The following is a 14706-nucleotide window of genomic DNA, read 5'->3' as shown; positions in this document are numbered from 1 at the left end:
GTCTGTAGTTTTTTAATATAGGGTAGATAGGTTTTCCGAAGCTTACCGCTCGCTTTCCGCGGGCGAGCGCCGAGCCGCTTCGTCGCTTGGCTCCTGCAGGGTCTCGTCAGTCTCGCTTTTCCCGCAGGAGTCGTGCGGACGCTGCTTCAAAACAATAACCTCTTACTTTAAATTATTCATTTTAATAATTGAAATAGATAATCTGAAAAAAGAGTTATGAGTTATCTGTAGTTTTTTAATATAGGGTAGATAGGTTTTCCGAAGCTTACCGCTCGCTTTCCGCGGGCGAGCGCCGAGCCGCTTCGTCGCTTGGCTCCTGCAGGGTCTCGTCAGTCTCGCTTTTCCCGCAGGAGTCGTGCGGACGCTGCTTCAAAACAATAACCTCTTACTTTAAATTATTCATTTTAATAATTGAAATAGATAATCTGAAAAAAGAGTTATGAGTTATCTGTAGTTTTTTAATATAGGGTAGATAGGTTTTCCGAAGCTTACTGCTCGCTTTCAGCAGGCGAGCGCCGAGTCGCTTCGTCGTTACGCTCCTGCAGGGTCTCGTCTGTCTCGCTTTTCCCGCAGGAGTCGAGCGGACGCTTCTTCAAAACAATAACCTCTTACTTTCAATTATTCATTTTAATAATTGAAATAGATAAACTGAAAAACGAGTTGTCAGTAGTCTTTCATATAGGGTAGTTAGGTTTTCCGAAGCTTACCGCTCGCTTTCCGCGGGCGAGCGCCGAGCCGCTTCGTCGCTACGCTCCTGCAGGGTCTCGTCTGTCTCGCTATTCCCGCAGGAGTCGAGCGGAGGCTTCTTCAAACCAATAAATTGCTTCTTTCCACTGAGGTTGAGAAAAAAACATGTGTACGCAAATACAGTATCATGAAAAGTTGATTCAACGACATATTTGGGAAGAGTATTTGAAGAAGAAAAATTAAAAAGGCAGTTGGAATGTGTTCATTCCAACTGCCTTTGTCTTCAATCTAAAACCGGTCGCCTGGTATTTATTATGATTTTTTTAATTCACTGCGGTCAATAACATGATCGATTAAACCATATTCTTTTGCACGTTCAGCAGTCATGAAGTTATCACGATCTGTGTCTTTTGCAATTACTTCAATTGGTTGCCCAGTACGTTCTGAAATAATTGAATTTAATTTATCACGTAAGAACAAAATGCGTTTAGCAGCAATTTCAATTTCAGTTGCTTGACCTTGTGCTCCACCAAGTGGTTGGTGAATCATTACTTCTGCATTAGGAAGTGCTAAACGTTTTCCTTTTGTACCTGCAGTAAGTAGGAATGCACCCATAGAAGCTGCCATACCGATACAAATTGTTTGTACATCAGGTTTGATAAACTGCATTGTATCGTAAATTGCCATACCAGCTGTAATGCTTCCACCTGGGCTATTAATGTAGATAGAAATATCTTTTTCTGGATCTTCTGCTTCTAAAAATAATAGTTGGGCAACGATGGAGTTTGCAACGTTGTCATCAATAGCGCTTCCAAGCATAATGATACGGTCTTTTAATAATCGAGAGTAAATGTCATATGCACGTTCTCCACGATTTGTTTGTTCAATAACTGTAGGGATTAAATTCATCCTGTTTGCCTCCTTCAAAGGTGGTATTGTAAGTTTGATTACTGAGAAATACTCTCTCAGTTGTAACTTTATCATACACATTAAGGTCAAGGAAGGTCAAATATAAAGCATCAAAATGTTAGGTTGAATTATTTTCAGTTCATTTGTATAATAGATTAGTCGCTTGCCCTCGTAGTTTAATGGATATGACGTAAGATTCCGGTTCTTGAGATGGGGGTTCGATTCCCTCCGAGGGCGTCATATGAAACAATATAGTATCATCAAGAAAAGTTCGTAAACGTTATCGCATAAACGTTTGCGGACTTTTTTTATATATTGTGGTGATTTCAAAGAATGGGAATATTACCTAATGAATATAGGATTCCAACAGCCAAATAAATTACTAAGACCTTGGATTGAATGTTACTGGAATGGGTTTCATTTTAGGTTTGTGGAAATAATGAAACTTCCAACACGCGGTGTTCATGGATCACCTGCGTGTTTTTCATTTGTTCGTTACTCTAAATTTAAATGAAACTAATGGAGTACGATTTCGTATGTATAGTATGTTTCACATTTTTAGGTTTTTACGTACATTAACACTATACTTAAGTTAGAGGTGAATGAGATGAAAAAACTATTAGGACCGCTAGTAATCATTGTAGTTATAATTGCAGTTTTTGCGGCTATATTGATACCGAGTTATAACGGTTTTGTAGATGGAGAAGAAAATGTAAATAAGGCATATGCGCAGGTGGAAAATCAATTACAACGCCGTCTTGATTTAATTCCAAACCTTGTTAATACTGTAAAAGGATTTGCATCCCATGAAAAAGAAGTGTTAAGCAATATTGCAGACGCACGTTCTAAACTAGCAGGGGCTGGTACTCCTGAAGAACAAGCAGCAGCAAATGATGAATTATCTGGTGCGTTAAGCAGACTATTAGTAGTTGTAGAGAACTATCCAGATTTAAAAGCAGATGCAAACTTCCGTCAATTAATGGATGAACTTGCGGGAACAGAAAATCGTTTGTCTGTGGCAAGACAAGACTATAACACAGTCGTTTCGGATTACAATAAAAAAGTAAAACGTATGCCAGGAAGCATAGTAGCTTCTATTTTCGGCTTCGATGAAAAAGAATATTTCAAAGCAGATGCAAATGCGAAAGAAGCTCCAGCTGTTGATTTTGAAGGAGATGGAGAGTAATGAAAAGAGTTGCGCGTATGCTTTCAGCTGCGCTACTTTTATTTCTTTTCTTTCCACTTGTAGCGGCAGCAGCATCGGATATTCCCAAACCTATTCCAGGTGAGTCCTATGTACATGACTATGAAAACTATTTATCAGAATCGACGAAACAACAAGTAGAAGAGCTCGGACTTAAATTAGACAAAGCTACTGGTGCACAAATTGTCGTAATGATTATCAACTCATTAAATGGGCAAAATGTAAATCAATTTAGTGTAGATGTCATTCGAGAATTTGGTATTGGGGATTCCAAAAAGAATAATGGTGTCCTATTTGTTATTGAAACGGATCCTACTAAAAAAGGCGATCGAGATGTGGCAATAACAGTGGGATATGGCTTAGAAGGGGCATTACCAGACGGGAAAATCGGTCGAATTCTGGATGAGTATACGTATCCATATTTGGAACAAGGATCTGTCGATGATGCGGTTTTATCGACTTATCAAGTACTATTCAATGAAGTTGCAACAGAATACGGCATGGATAGTGAACTAGTGGAAACGAAAAATCCAGCCTCATCTGATGAAGGCTTTTCCTTTACTACTATTATTGCAATCATCGTTGTTGTTTATATAATTTTTTCAATAATGAATAACGGTGGTGGTGGCAGAGGTGGATCTGGAAGAAGACGTCGCTCTAGCACTACTATGTTTGGACCAGGTAGTTTCGGTGGTGGCTTTGGAGGCTTCGGAGGAAGCGGAGGCAAAAGTTCAGGCGGTGGCTTCGGAGGTTTCGGCGGCGGTAGCTCTGGCGGTGGAGGAGCTGGTCGGAAATGGTAAATTATAAATGGAGAATGCCCTTAATAGGGCTTTTTCTTTTTTGTAATTTCCGTTTGTGTACCTATTATAATTATTCCGATAAAATATTGTAGAAGTAATGTAAGGGGGATTTTGGAATGAAATTAGTAGAAATCAACAAGGATAACTGGTTACGAACGGTTCTTTTGACAACTAATGAGGATGGGAAGGCGACCGTAGTAGAAAAATTTGTAGCCTCCAATGCGCTATCTATTGTGCAATCGATTTACGAGACTGGATGGATTGTTAGAGGAATTGAGGTAGATGACAAGATTATTGGCTTCACAATGTATGGATTAGATGAAGATACTAAGAATTACTGGATATGTCGATTAATGATTGATCACACCTGTCAGGGGAAGGGTTACGGCAGAGTGGCTATTCAGTTGATCTTGGACGAAATGAAGCAGCTGGATGGTTGTGAAACGATCTATCTATCAACGGAGCCAGACAACGAAGTAGCCATAAAACTATACGAAAGCTTCGGATTCCAAAAAACAGGCAACATAAATGAAGGAGAAGCAGAGTTTGTATTGAAATTATGAGCGTGTGAGAGCGGAGGTTCTTGTCAAAGAAATCTAGGGAAAGTAAGCTTGTGGTAAACAACCTCTCAACAAGAAAAAAAAACCAACAATCAGTTGGTTTTTTAGATTATTAATTATCAGAAAATTCATCTAGCATCAGCTTGACCTTTTCATATATAACAGCATGGGGTGCAGTAGTGATATCACCAAGAATCCCTAAATCAAGACCGGGAGCGAACATAAGGACTCCATCCTCGTATAATGTAATAGTATAAAATGTAGTTCCTTTATCTACCTCGTTTGTTAGGTAAATTTGATAATTATCCATTTGAGGAAGAGCTTCCGCCCTCTTTCTGCTTTCTTGCTCTGTTGCTTCTTTGATAGGAAGATGGTCAAAAATCTTCAAAATGGAATTTATTTTTTTTCTATCGGATGTGCATCCATGGATATTTTTCTGTGTATTCTCATTCTCGAAAATCTTACCATTAAAGCAGAGTGTGTCGAAGGATATGGTTTTTCTAAAAGATGGTGTTCTTACATCTTCATTACCTCCAACATATGAGTTAAAATTCTCTATTTTCTCTCGAAATTCTATGCTTCCGCCACCTTTAGCTACATTATAGCTCCCTATTTTTCCAGGTTCTGATTTTGAAAAGATAAATTCCTCTCTCAATGTATGAAAAATTTTCTGTCCTTGGCTATTCGTTAAGGAAACCTCTATAATGGGGCGATAGATATTCGGATGATCTTTCTCTTGCTTAATTTCAACGTTCTCTAAATGCATCTCTATATCTGTATCCTCTAGGTAATAGTGATATTTGAACACCATAACTGTACTAATCGCTTTTGTCAGCATGTTCTCAGTAAAGTATTCACCAAAAGTGGTTTGATAATAATTCATAAAATCTTTGTATTCCTTTGATTCTAGAAGTTCATCATACTCCTCTTGGTTTTTCGCATTTCTTTCGCTTTGGAATTTCATCCAATCGTTCATTAAGCGCAAATGTTCCTTGTCTGGACCATTGTATTCTCTTTCTAATACTGCTCTAATAATCTCTTCATTAGAAAGAGACTCAGCTGATTGCTCTGTTTCTGAAGGAATGGAATAAGTAATGATTAGAAAGGTGGCAATCGCTACTATTGCTAATGAAATAAATGCAGGAAATATGTTGCGTTTTCTCTTTGTTGCTATTCTACCCTTTAAGGCTAGCCATGTATTGCGCTTTGCTTCCTCTGAACGCTCAACCTCTTTCATTTCCTCAAAAAGCTCATCAAATTCTTTTGATGGTTCCATTTGGATGACCCCCTTCCTTATGAAATTCCTTTTTAAGTGCTTCAAGTGCTCGTGTCATTTTCATCTTTACTTTTGCCTCGGTCCAGCCAAGTATGAAGGCTGTTTCTTGAATTGAGCATTCTTGTATCTTTCGCAGGAGCAGTACTTCTTGATAATCTTTTTTTAGCTTGCTTAAGGTGGCAAACATCCTGGCGAGTTGTTCCTTTTGTTCATATCGACTCTCTGGTGATAATGCGTTTGTCTCTAAATCATGCCCTTTATCAAAGGAGAAAAATTTGATGACTCTTTTCCTTCGAAAATAGTCATAGGTCACATTACGAGCTATTTTTAATAGCCAGGTGGCAGTTGAAGCCTGCTTATTAAAGGCTTCTAGCCCTTTATATGCTTTATAAAATGTTTCTTGTGTGAGATCCTCTGCACATTCTCTATGACGGACAAGTAAGTATATATAGCTGTAAACTCTATCGCTGTGCATTCTGTATAGCTTTTCCATTTCCATCTTCTGACCTCCCCTTATTGCTATAGACGAAGGAACAAATAAAAAGTATCGCTTTTATTTTACCTTTTAAGGATTAATTTGTATTTAAGAGTTACTCTTGAAAAGTTGATGCTTAAGTGCACGATATCACACGATTTTATTCTTCAAAAAGACTATAATAAAAATCAATCAATGATTTTTGGAAGGGATGATATAAAATGATTGTCCATTTCTACACACGGCCAGGTTGCCATCTATGTGAGGACGCTAGACTTATGTTAAAACTAGTACAAGAAGATATCTCATTTGAAATAAAAGAAATAAATATTGAAGAAAATGATGAACTTCACGAGAAATATATGCTTATGATTCCAGTCGTCGAATTAGAAAATAACATCATTCAATATGGTCAAATAGACTATGCAACAATTCTGGATGCATTACTTCCGTAATGCTCCAGATTTTTTATTTTTTGATTAGAAAGAGTATAAGATATCAGGGGTTAATAGAAGATTAAGTCATCTATTTGCAAGTTGGTAAGATCTATCCGCAAGTTCTTGATCAGTTCTCGCAAATTTCGTATATTCACCATGAAAAAGGGGCTACCTGTATTTGCCCGAAGCTTAATCGCAAGTTCAAATCATCTATGCGCAAATTCATCGTGCTTAATCGCAAATTCATCGTGCCTAATCGCAAATTCAAACCTATGCGCAAATTCAAGTCACCTATGTGCAAGTTCATTGTGCTTATGCGCAAGTTCAAGTCCCCATTGCGCAAATTCACTCTGCTTAATCGCAAATTCCCTAAGTCTATCCGCAAATTCAACTCGCGTATCCACAAGCTCCCCATCTCTATTCGCAAGAAACAAAAAATCCCCTTACCCACAAGTACTATTTCAAAAATAATGCACTTGTATTGCTAAGCTGAATATAATATTGTATGATTATTTTAGTAATTTACTTTTTTTTTGAGTTACTGGGACATTTTTATACGTAGCGGGACAAAAACGTCATAATAGGTGAGGAAGTGAGATATGGAATCTTTGCTCACGGCTCAGCTCAAGCTAATTCCTGAAATGAGCGATTTGTTACAGAAAAGATATCGAATACTTCAAACGATCCAGCTTTCAAAAGGGATTGGAAGGCGAGTTCTAGGAGAACAATTAGGTTTGTCAGAGAGAGATACTCGAAAAGAGTTAGATGCATTAAGAAATCAAGGATTGATTGATGTTTCTCGAGATGGAGCTGCAATTACTCCGGAAGGAACACAAATGATCATTGAGTTAAAAGAAGTGGTACGTGAATGGTCGGGAAGATTACAACTCGAACAAACACTTTCACAACATTTACACATAAAAGAAGTTATTATTGTGCCTGGCGATGTAGATACTAATACGAATGCTGCGATGCTTTTATCACAAGAGGCAGCAAAGTATTTGGAAAGTATCCTTTCAGATGAAAAAATAATTGCCGTTACGGGTGGATCGACGATTGCATCTATTTCGAACTTCGTACAGGCGACGACGAAATGGAAACAGTTATTGTTTATCGCTGCCAGAGGTGGAGTAGGGAAAGATGTTGCATTACAAGCAAATACGATTGCTTCCCTTTTTTCAAATAAAATGAATGGATCTTATCGCACATTGTATATGCCGGATAGTTTAAGTGAAGAAGCGTATAATACGATGATGAAAGAGCCTTTTATACAAGAGATGATGGATCTATACGAGAGAACGAATATTATAATTCACGGAATAGGCGATGCGGTAGAAATGGCCCGCAGAAGATATACAGACGAGAATGAAATCGATCGTCTAAAAGAAGCAGGCTCTGTTAGTGAAGCATTTGGCTATTATTTCAATGAACAAGGCGAAGCAGTTCACCGTATTCGAACAATTGGAATTCAATTAAAACAATTAACACATATAGAGCATCTACTTGCAGTTGCAGGTGGGGCAAAAAAAGCAAAAGCACTATTATCTTATTTTAAACAAGCGCCAGAACAAACTGTTTTAGTGACAGATGAAGGCGCTGCGAATGAAATGATAAAAATAATTTCCGAAACGAATTAGGAGGAATTTAACATGACAGTAAAATTAGCGATTAATGGATTTGGACGTATTGGACGTAAAGTATTTAGAGAAGCATTAGTACAAAAAGATTTAGAAGTAGTGGCAATCAATGACTTAACGGATGCAGCAATGCTTGCACACTTATTGAAATATGATTCGGTACATGGAATCTTCGATGCAGAAGTATCTTCTGAAGGAGACTACTTAGTTGTAAACGGTAAAAACATTCGAGTTTTTGCTGAAAAAGATCCTTCTGCACTTCCATGGAAAGAGCAACAAGTAGATATAGTTATTGAATGTACTGGAATATTTAATACAACTGAAAAAGCTGGGAAGCATATTGAAGCTGGAGCTAAAAAAGTAATTTTATCTCAACCTGCTAAAGATGGTATGCCTACTTTTGTTATGGGTGTAAATGCGGATAAATATAATCCTGCAACAGATCATGTTGTTTCAAATGCATCTTGTACAACAAACTGTTTATCACCACTTGCAAAAGTATTACAAGATCAATTTGGTATTAAACGTGGAATGATGACAACTATTCACTCTTATACAAATGATCAACGCATCTTAGATTTACCACATAGTGATTACCGTCGTGCTCGTGCAGCAGGAGAATCTATGATTCCAACTACAACTGGAGCAGCATCAGCAGTTGCGAAAGTACTTCCTGAACTAAAAGGAAAATTAGATGGAATGGCAATCCGTGTACCAACACCAAATGTTTCTTTAGTAGACTTTGTAGCTGAGTTAGATAAAGAAGTAACAGTAGAAGAAATAAATGCAGCATTAAAACAAGCTTCTGAAAATGAATTAAAAGGAATTCTTGCTTTCAATGAACTTCCATTAGTATCGATTGACTATAATGGAAATACAGCATCTTCTACAATTGATGGACTTTCTACAATGGTACTTGGAGATAATATGGTGAAAGTATTATCTTGGTATGACAATGAATCAGGATACTCTGCGCGTTGTATCGACCTTGCTCTACTTATGATGAAAAAAGGACTTTAAGTTCATACGCATGCTGTACAAAGTTAAGCCACTGGCTGATACGTCAGATTTAGAATCGGGAAACTGTTTTAAAATCTGTCCGTAAATACACCAAGGTGAGTTTAATTTTGCTTGGCGATTATGCGGAATAACCTCTATAATGAAAGAGGGTAAAAGGAGCAAGGGTTACCCTTCGCTCCTTATTTTTTTATCTTAATTTAACAGGGGTTCAAACCTCTGTTGAATTAAGATAAAGCCTCCGGCGGATTCCACAGATTTTTTAAAGGATTTTATTGAGAAAACTCGATAAAAATCTATGCTCAATACGCCGAGGCGAATGTGATTACATATCAAGGGGGCTTATCTCATGAATCAAAAACAAACAATGAGTGATGTAACTTTACTAGGGAAACGAGTATTTTGCCGTGTAGACTTTAACGTGCCAATGGAAGATGGACAAATTACAGACGACACTCGAATTCGTGCTGCACTTCCTACAATCAATTATTTAATCGAGCAAGGCGCAAAAGTTATTCTTGCAAGTCACATGGGACGACCAAAAGGTGAAGTGAAGGAAGAACTACGTTTGACACAAGTGGGAGAGCACTTAGCAAAATTATTAAATAAACAAGTAAAAAAATTAGATGAATCAATCGGTTCGGAAGTGGAACAAACTGTTTCTGAAATGGAAAATGGAGACATCGTATTATTAGAAAACGTTCGTTTTCATGCTGGAGAAGAGAAAAATGATGCAGAACTTGCAAAAGCATTTGCTTCCCTTGCAGATGTGTATGTGAATGATGCATTTGGTGCTGCACATCGTGCACATGCAACGACAGAAGGAATTGCAAAGCTTCTTCCTGCTGTTTCTGGTTTACTAATGGAAAAAGAGCTAGATGTTTTAGGGAAAGCTTTGTCTAATCCAGAACGTCCATTTACCGCAATTATTGGTGGAGCAAAAGTAAAAGATAAAATTGGTGTCATCGATCATTTATTAGATAAGGTGGATAACATTTTAATCGGTGGAGGATTGTCTTACACATTTTCTAAAGCTCAAGGACATGATATCGGAAAGTCGCTTGTAGAAGAGGATAAAATTGAGTTGGCACAATCTTTTATTGAAAAAGCGAAAGAAAAAGGTGTTTCCTTTTACTTACCTGTTGATGCGGTTGTTGCAGATGAGTTTTCGAAGGATGCAAATACAAAAGTAGTCGATATCGATCAAATTCCATCAGATTGGATGGGGCTTGATATTGGGCCAAAAACAGCTGCATTATATGCAGATGTCATTAAAGGAAGTAAGCTAATTATTTGGAACGGACCAATGGGTGTGTTTGAAATGGATGCATTTGCGAACGGAACAAAAGGTGTTGCAGATGCAATGGCTGATACAGCTGGTTACACAATTATTGGTGGTGGAGATTCAGCTGCAGCTGTAGAAAAATTTGAAGTGGCAGACAAAATGGATCATATTTCAACTGGTGGAGGAGCTTCCTTAGAGTTTATGGAAGGTAAAGATTTACCAGGAGTTTCCGCTTTAAACGACAAGTAATGGAGGAGATTTCTTATGCGTAAACGAGTAATAGCAGGGAATTGGAAAATGTACAAAACACTTTCCGAGGCGAAAGATTTTGTTGAACAATTAAGAGAAAAACAAGTGGATAGCAGCAAAGTTGAGACAGTTATTTGCGCACCAGCATTATTTTTAGATCAGCTTGTACAAGCGACGAAAGATTCCTTTATTTCAATTGGTGCACAAACAATGCACGAAGAAAAAGAAGGGGCGTTTACAGGGGAAGTAAGTGGGCATCAATTACAAGATTTGGGCGTAAGCTATGTTGTAATTGGACATTCCGAAAGACGTCAATATTTCAATGAGACAGATGACACTGTGAATAAAAAAGTAATAGCTGCATTTGAAAATAATTTAACTCCCATTATTTGTGTAGGAGAAACACTAGAACAACGCGAGCAAAACGAAACAGAAAGTATTGTATCTGCTCAAGTAATGGCGGCTCTAGAAGGACTAACAGAAGAAAGTGTAGAAAACTCGATCATCGCTTATGAGCCAATTTGGGCAATCGGAACTGGTAAAACAGCAACTGCAGACGATGCAAATGATGTATGCCAAGCGATTCGCGAAACAATTCTTGATGGGTTTGGAGAAGAAGTTGCGAGTAGCGTTCGTATTCAATATGGTGGAAGTGTGAAACCAGAAAACATTGAAGAATTACTTTCGAAAGAGCATATCGATGGAGCTTTAGTAGGCGGTGCAAGTCTGCAAGCTGATTCTTTTGTTAAATTGTTGGAGGCTGGAGAAAATGCCTAAAAGTCCAGTAGCTTTAATCATTTTAGACGGATTCGGATTGCGTCATGAATCGTTCGGAAATGCTGTGGCACAGGCGAAAAAACCAAATTTTGACCGTTATTGGTCTGATTACCCTAATGCAACATTAACAGCATCTGGTGAAGCAGTAGGCTTGCCAGATGGTCAAATGGGGAACTCAGAAGTGGGTCATTTAAATATTGGTGCAGGAAGAATTGTTTATCAAAACTTAACACGTATTCATAAGTCTATTCGTGAAGGTGAGTTCTTTTTAGAACCAAAACTTCTAGCAACGATAGAACATGTAAAACAAACTGGTGGAAAGCTACACTTAATGGGTTTACTTTCAGATGGTGGAGTTCACAGTCATTATTCTCATTTATTTGCTTTATTGAAGCTTGCGAAAGAACAAGGGCTACAAGATGTTTTTGTCCATGGATTTTTAGATGGAAGAGATGTTGGCCCAAGAACGTCAGTTGGCTTTGTGGAAGAAACAGAACAGCAAATGAAAGATATTGGTGTTGGGAAGTTTGCTTCTATTAGTGGACGTTATTACGCAATGGATCGGGATCGTCGTTGGGAGCGTGTAGAACTTGCTTATCGAGCTCTTGTTGATGGTATAGGTCGTAAAGCGGAAACTGCAACGAGCGGAATTTTACAATCTTATGCAGAAGATGTAGTGGATGAATTCGTTCTACCATGCGTTATAGAAGAAAACGGAAAACCAGTAGCTACAATTGATACAGGGGATGCAGTAATCTTCTTTAATTTCCGACCAGACCGTGCTATACAATTATCGATGGCATTACATACACCAACTTTTGATAGCTTTGCACTTAGTGAAAAACATCCAGCTAATATGAAATTCGTTACTTTTACGCATTATAGTGATGATGTGGTTTCAGAAGTTGTATTTGAAAAAAATGATTTGTTTAATTCAATTGGAGAGGTACTTTCCAATCATCATAAAACACAGCTTCGAATTGCAGAAACAGAGAAATATCCGCATGTTACGTTTTTTATGAGTGGTGGACGTGAAGAAACCTTCCCTGGAGAAGAACGTATTCTGATTAATTCTCCAAAGGTTGCCACTTATGATTTGAAACCAGAGATGAGTGCGTATGAAGTGACAGATGCACTTCTTGCTGAAATTGCAAACGATAAGTTCGATGCAATTATTTTAAATTTCGCAAATCCGGATATGGTTGGTCATAGTGGAATGCTAGAGCCTACTATTCAAGCAATTGAAGCAGTTGATACATGTTTAGGAAAAGTAGTGGATGCTATTTTAGCAAAAGGTGGTCATGCAATTATTTCTGCAGATCACGGAAATTCAGATGAAGTAACTACATTGGAAGGTCAGCCAATGACTGCGCATACAACAAATCCTGTTCCAGTCATCGTTACGAAAAAAGAAGTTTCTCTTCGAACTGACGGAATTTTAGCAGATTTGGCACCAACCATGTTACACTTATTAAGAATACAATCACCGCCTGAAATGACAGGTAAAACATTAATTGAAACGGAGAGTTAAAAATGCCAATTATTACACATGTACAAGCTCGTGAAGTATTAGATTCACGTGGGAATCCAACGGTAGAGGTAGAAGTATTTACAGAAAGCGGTGCTTTTGGCCGTGCGATTGTTCCTTCTGGTGCGTCTACTGGTGAATATGAAGCAGTAGAACTTCGTGATGGTGATAAAGACAGATACCTTGGTAAAGGTGTTTTAAAAGCAGTTGAAAATGTAAATAACTTAATCGCAAATGAATTAGAAGAAAACTTTTCAGTTTTAGATCAAGTTTCCATTGACCGTGCAATGATCGAATTAGATGGTACGGAAAATAAAGGGAACTTAGGTGCTAACGCAATTCTAGGTGTATCTATTGCAGTTGCACAAGCTGCTGCTGATTATCTAGATATTCCACTTTATCAGTACTTAGGTGGATTCAATGCAAAACAACTACCAGTTCCAATGATGAACATTGTAAATGGTGGGGAGCACGCGGATAATAACGTAGATATTCAAGAATTTATGGTAATGCCGGTTGGAGCAGAATCATTCCGTCACGCATTACGTATGGGAGCAGAAATATTCCACAGCTTAAAAGCAGTTTTGAAAGAAGCTGGATTAAATACAGCTGTTGGGGATGAAGGTGGATTTGCTCCAAACTTAAAATCAAACGAAGAAGCTTTATCTACAATTATGACAGCAATTGAAAGAGCTGGTTATAAACCAGGGGAAGAAGTACTTCTAGCTATGGACGTTGCTTCATCTGAGTTGTTCAATAAAGAAGATGGAAAATACCATCTAGCTGGAGAAGGCGTAGTAAAAACTTCGGAAGAAATGGTTGCTTGGTATGAAGAACTTTGCTCAAAATACCCAATTATTTCAATTGAAGATGGCTTAGACGAAAACGACTGGGCTGGACATAAATTACTAACTGAAAAGTTAGGAAGTAAAGTTCAATTAGTCGGTGATGATCTATTCGTTACGAATACGAAAAAATTGGCAGAAGGAATCGAGCAAGGCGTTGGTAACTCTATTCTTGTCAAAGTAAATCAAATTGGTACACTAACAGAAACTTTCGATGCGATCGAAATGGCGAAACGTGCTGGTTATACAGCAGTTATTTCACACCGTTCTGGTGAGTCCGAAGATGTAACAATTGCTGATATTGCAGTTGCTACAAACGCTGGACAAATTAAAACAGGTGCACCATCTCGTTCAGACCGTGTTGCTAAATACAACCAATTACTACGTATTGAAGATCAATTATATGATACTGCTCAATACTTAGGGAAGAAAACATTCTATAATTTAAAATAATATACAATGAAACAATCTGCTTATTCGTTTAGTAAGTAGCTTCAGACTGTGATAAACTCGTAGAATTTTGAGTTTGTCACAGTCTTTTTTCCTTTTACAATAAAAATATAGTAATCAGACTGAGTTGATTTCCGCTCTAGAGCACTGAAAAAGTTCCTTTAAATCGACTTTGCCAGAGAGGGGTATTCAATTCCAATTTTCCAATAAATAAGAAAATCGTTGAAACGGCTCCCTTTCCGGAGGCCACTGAAAAAGTCACTTTTTTTCAAAAAATAAAAACGAAATCCCATAATTCCTTCACTTTTTAGGGTGTTTATGGGGACGTCATGCCAATTTTGATACAAATATACTTCTCAAGTGGTGACTTTATTTTCTGAATTTTGGTTTTTCAGTGGCCTCCCTTTCCGCGGGCGTTGCCTCAGTCTCCTCGCTACGCTGCGGGGTCTTCGACGAACGCTATTCCCGCAGGAGTGTCGCCTTTTTCAACGATTTTCTAGAAATGAAGAAGTCCTTATAATTCGACTTTGCTATATGAGGCTGTCCAATAAACCAATTAATATGAAAATC

The 14706-nt window shown here is 37.9% G+C and carries 13 protein-coding genes and 1 tRNA gene; 11 read left to right on the top strand and 3 right to left on the bottom strand.

The features are described 5' to 3' along the window. Positions 1-999 precede the first annotated feature (999 nt). Positions 1000-1596, bottom strand: a complete 597-nt coding sequence (gene clpP / locus FG384_RS09875) for an ATP-dependent Clp endopeptidase proteolytic subunit ClpP (protein ID WP_142642437.1) — start codon at positions 1594-1596, stop codon at positions 1000-1002. Between the two features lie 165 nt (positions 1597-1761). On the opposite strand from clpP, the gene FG384_RS09870 reads away from it, so the two are divergent. The 4 genes from FG384_RS09870 to FG384_RS09855 all read left to right on the top strand — a co-directional run bounded on the left by FG384_RS09870 (position 1762) and on the right by FG384_RS09855 (position 4163). Beyond that, positions 1762-1833 (top strand) — tRNA-Arg (locus tag FG384_RS09870). 370 nt (positions 1834-2203) lie between these two features. Next, positions 2204-2782, top strand: coding sequence for a LemA family protein (locus FG384_RS09865; RefSeq protein ID WP_142642436.1), 579 nt, complete (start codon positions 2204-2206; stop codon positions 2780-2782). Beyond that, positions 2782-3600 carry a TPM domain-containing protein gene (locus FG384_RS20300; protein ID WP_142642435.1) on the top strand — a complete coding sequence of 273 codons (819 nt, stop codon included), beginning with the start codon at positions 2782-2784 and terminating at the stop codon, positions 3598-3600. Before FG384_RS09865 ends, FG384_RS20300 begins: the two co-directional genes overlap by 1 nt. 116 nt (positions 3601-3716) lie before the next feature. Next, positions 3717-4163, top strand: coding sequence for a GNAT family N-acetyltransferase (locus FG384_RS09855; RefSeq protein WP_142642434.1), 447 nt, complete (start codon positions 3717-3719; stop codon positions 4161-4163). Positions 4164-4272: 109 nt separating this feature from the next. Here FG384_RS09855 and FG384_RS09850 read toward each other — a convergent pair whose 3' ends face one another. Continuing rightward, the gene (locus FG384_RS09850) at positions 4273-5436 is read right to left on the bottom strand and encodes a hypothetical protein (RefSeq protein WP_142642433.1); all 1164 of its coding nucleotides are present in this window, start codon (positions 5434-5436) and stop codon (positions 4273-4275) included. Next, positions 5414-5935 carry an RNA polymerase sigma factor gene (locus FG384_RS09845; protein WP_142642432.1) on the bottom strand — a complete coding sequence of 174 codons (522 nt, stop codon included), beginning with the start codon at positions 5933-5935 and terminating at the stop codon, positions 5414-5416. The genes FG384_RS09850 and FG384_RS09845 overlap by 23 nt, the downstream gene beginning before the upstream one ends. A 197-nt stretch (positions 5936-6132) precedes the next feature. Here FG384_RS09845 and FG384_RS09840 point away from each other — a divergent pair, with 197 nt between their 5' ends. The 7 genes from FG384_RS09840 (at position 6133) to eno (ending at position 14139) form a co-directional block, all read left to right on the top strand. After that, positions 6133-6366 (top strand): glutaredoxin family protein, encoded by a 234-nt coding sequence (locus FG384_RS09840; protein WP_142642431.1) that lies wholly within the window; start codon positions 6133-6135, stop codon positions 6364-6366. Positions 6367-6947: 581 nt separating this feature from the next. Then, a complete protein-coding gene (locus FG384_RS09835; protein ID WP_142642430.1) occupies positions 6948-7985 on the top strand; it encodes a sugar-binding transcriptional regulator in 1038 nt (345 codons plus the stop codon). Positions 7986-7997: 12 nt separating this feature from the next. Further along, positions 7998-9005, top strand: coding sequence for a type I glyceraldehyde-3-phosphate dehydrogenase (gene gap / locus FG384_RS09830; protein WP_142642429.1), 1008 nt, complete (start codon positions 7998-8000; stop codon positions 9003-9005). A 364-nt stretch (positions 9006-9369) separates the two neighbouring features. Continuing rightward, positions 9370-10536, top strand: a complete 1167-nt coding sequence (locus tag FG384_RS09825) for a phosphoglycerate kinase (protein ID WP_420849958.1) — start codon at positions 9370-9372, stop codon at positions 10534-10536. Positions 10537-10551: 15 nt separating this feature from the next. Next, the gene (tpiA, locus tag FG384_RS09820) at positions 10552-11313 is read left to right on the top strand and encodes a triose-phosphate isomerase (protein ID WP_142642427.1); all 762 of its coding nucleotides are present in this window, start codon (positions 10552-10554) and stop codon (positions 11311-11313) included. After that, positions 11306-12844, top strand: coding sequence for a 2,3-bisphosphoglycerate-independent phosphoglycerate mutase (gene gpmI, locus FG384_RS09815; RefSeq protein ID WP_142642426.1), 1539 nt, complete (start codon positions 11306-11308; stop codon positions 12842-12844). Before tpiA ends, gpmI begins: the two co-directional genes overlap by 8 nt. Positions 12845-12846: 2 nt before the next feature. Continuing rightward, entirely contained in the window at positions 12847-14139 is a 1293-nt protein-coding gene (eno, locus tag FG384_RS09810; protein ID WP_142642425.1) for a phosphopyruvate hydratase, read from the top strand. Positions 14140-14706: the final 567 nt, after the last annotated feature.

Origin of the sequence: Psychrobacillus vulpis (assembly GCF_006861825.1) — a bacterium.
In the GTDB taxonomy this organism is placed as follows: Bacteria; Bacillota; Bacilli; order Bacillales_A; family Planococcaceae; genus Psychrobacillus; species Psychrobacillus vulpis.
This window is presented reverse-complemented; position numbering and strand designations above follow the sequence as displayed.

Coding starts and splice junctions, on each gene's coding strand:
- clpP (WP_142642437.1), bottom strand. CDS start 1,596: ATGAATTTAATCCCTACAGTTATTGAACAAACAAATCGTGGAGAACGT.
- FG384_RS09865 (WP_142642436.1), top strand. CDS start 2,204: ATGAAAAAACTATTAGGACCGCTAGTAATCATTGTAGTTATAATTGCA.
- FG384_RS20300 (WP_142642435.1), top strand. CDS start 2,782: ATGAAAAGAGTTGCGCGTATGCTTTCAGCTGCGCTACTTTTATTTCTT.
- FG384_RS09855 (WP_142642434.1), top strand. CDS start 3,717: ATGAAATTAGTAGAAATCAACAAGGATAACTGGTTACGAACGGTTCTT.
- FG384_RS09850 (WP_142642433.1), bottom strand. CDS start 5,436: ATGGAACCATCAAAAGAATTTGATGAGCTTTTTGAGGAAATGAAAGAG.
- FG384_RS09845 (WP_142642432.1), bottom strand. CDS start 5,935: ATGGAAATGGAAAAGCTATACAGAATGCACAGCGATAGAGTTTACAGC.
- FG384_RS09840 (WP_142642431.1), top strand. CDS start 6,133: ATGATTGTCCATTTCTACACACGGCCAGGTTGCCATCTATGTGAGGAC.
- FG384_RS09835 (WP_142642430.1), top strand. CDS start 6,948: ATGGAATCTTTGCTCACGGCTCAGCTCAAGCTAATTCCTGAAATGAGC.
- gap (WP_142642429.1), top strand. CDS start 7,998: ATGACAGTAAAATTAGCGATTAATGGATTTGGACGTATTGGACGTAAA.
- FG384_RS09825 (WP_420849958.1), top strand. CDS start 9,370: ATGAGTGATGTAACTTTACTAGGGAAACGAGTATTTTGCCGTGTAGAC.
- tpiA (WP_142642427.1), top strand. CDS start 10,552: ATGCGTAAACGAGTAATAGCAGGGAATTGGAAAATGTACAAAACACTT.
- gpmI (WP_142642426.1), top strand. CDS start 11,306: ATGCCTAAAAGTCCAGTAGCTTTAATCATTTTAGACGGATTCGGATTG.
- eno (WP_142642425.1), top strand. CDS start 12,847: ATGCCAATTATTACACATGTACAAGCTCGTGAAGTATTAGATTCACGT.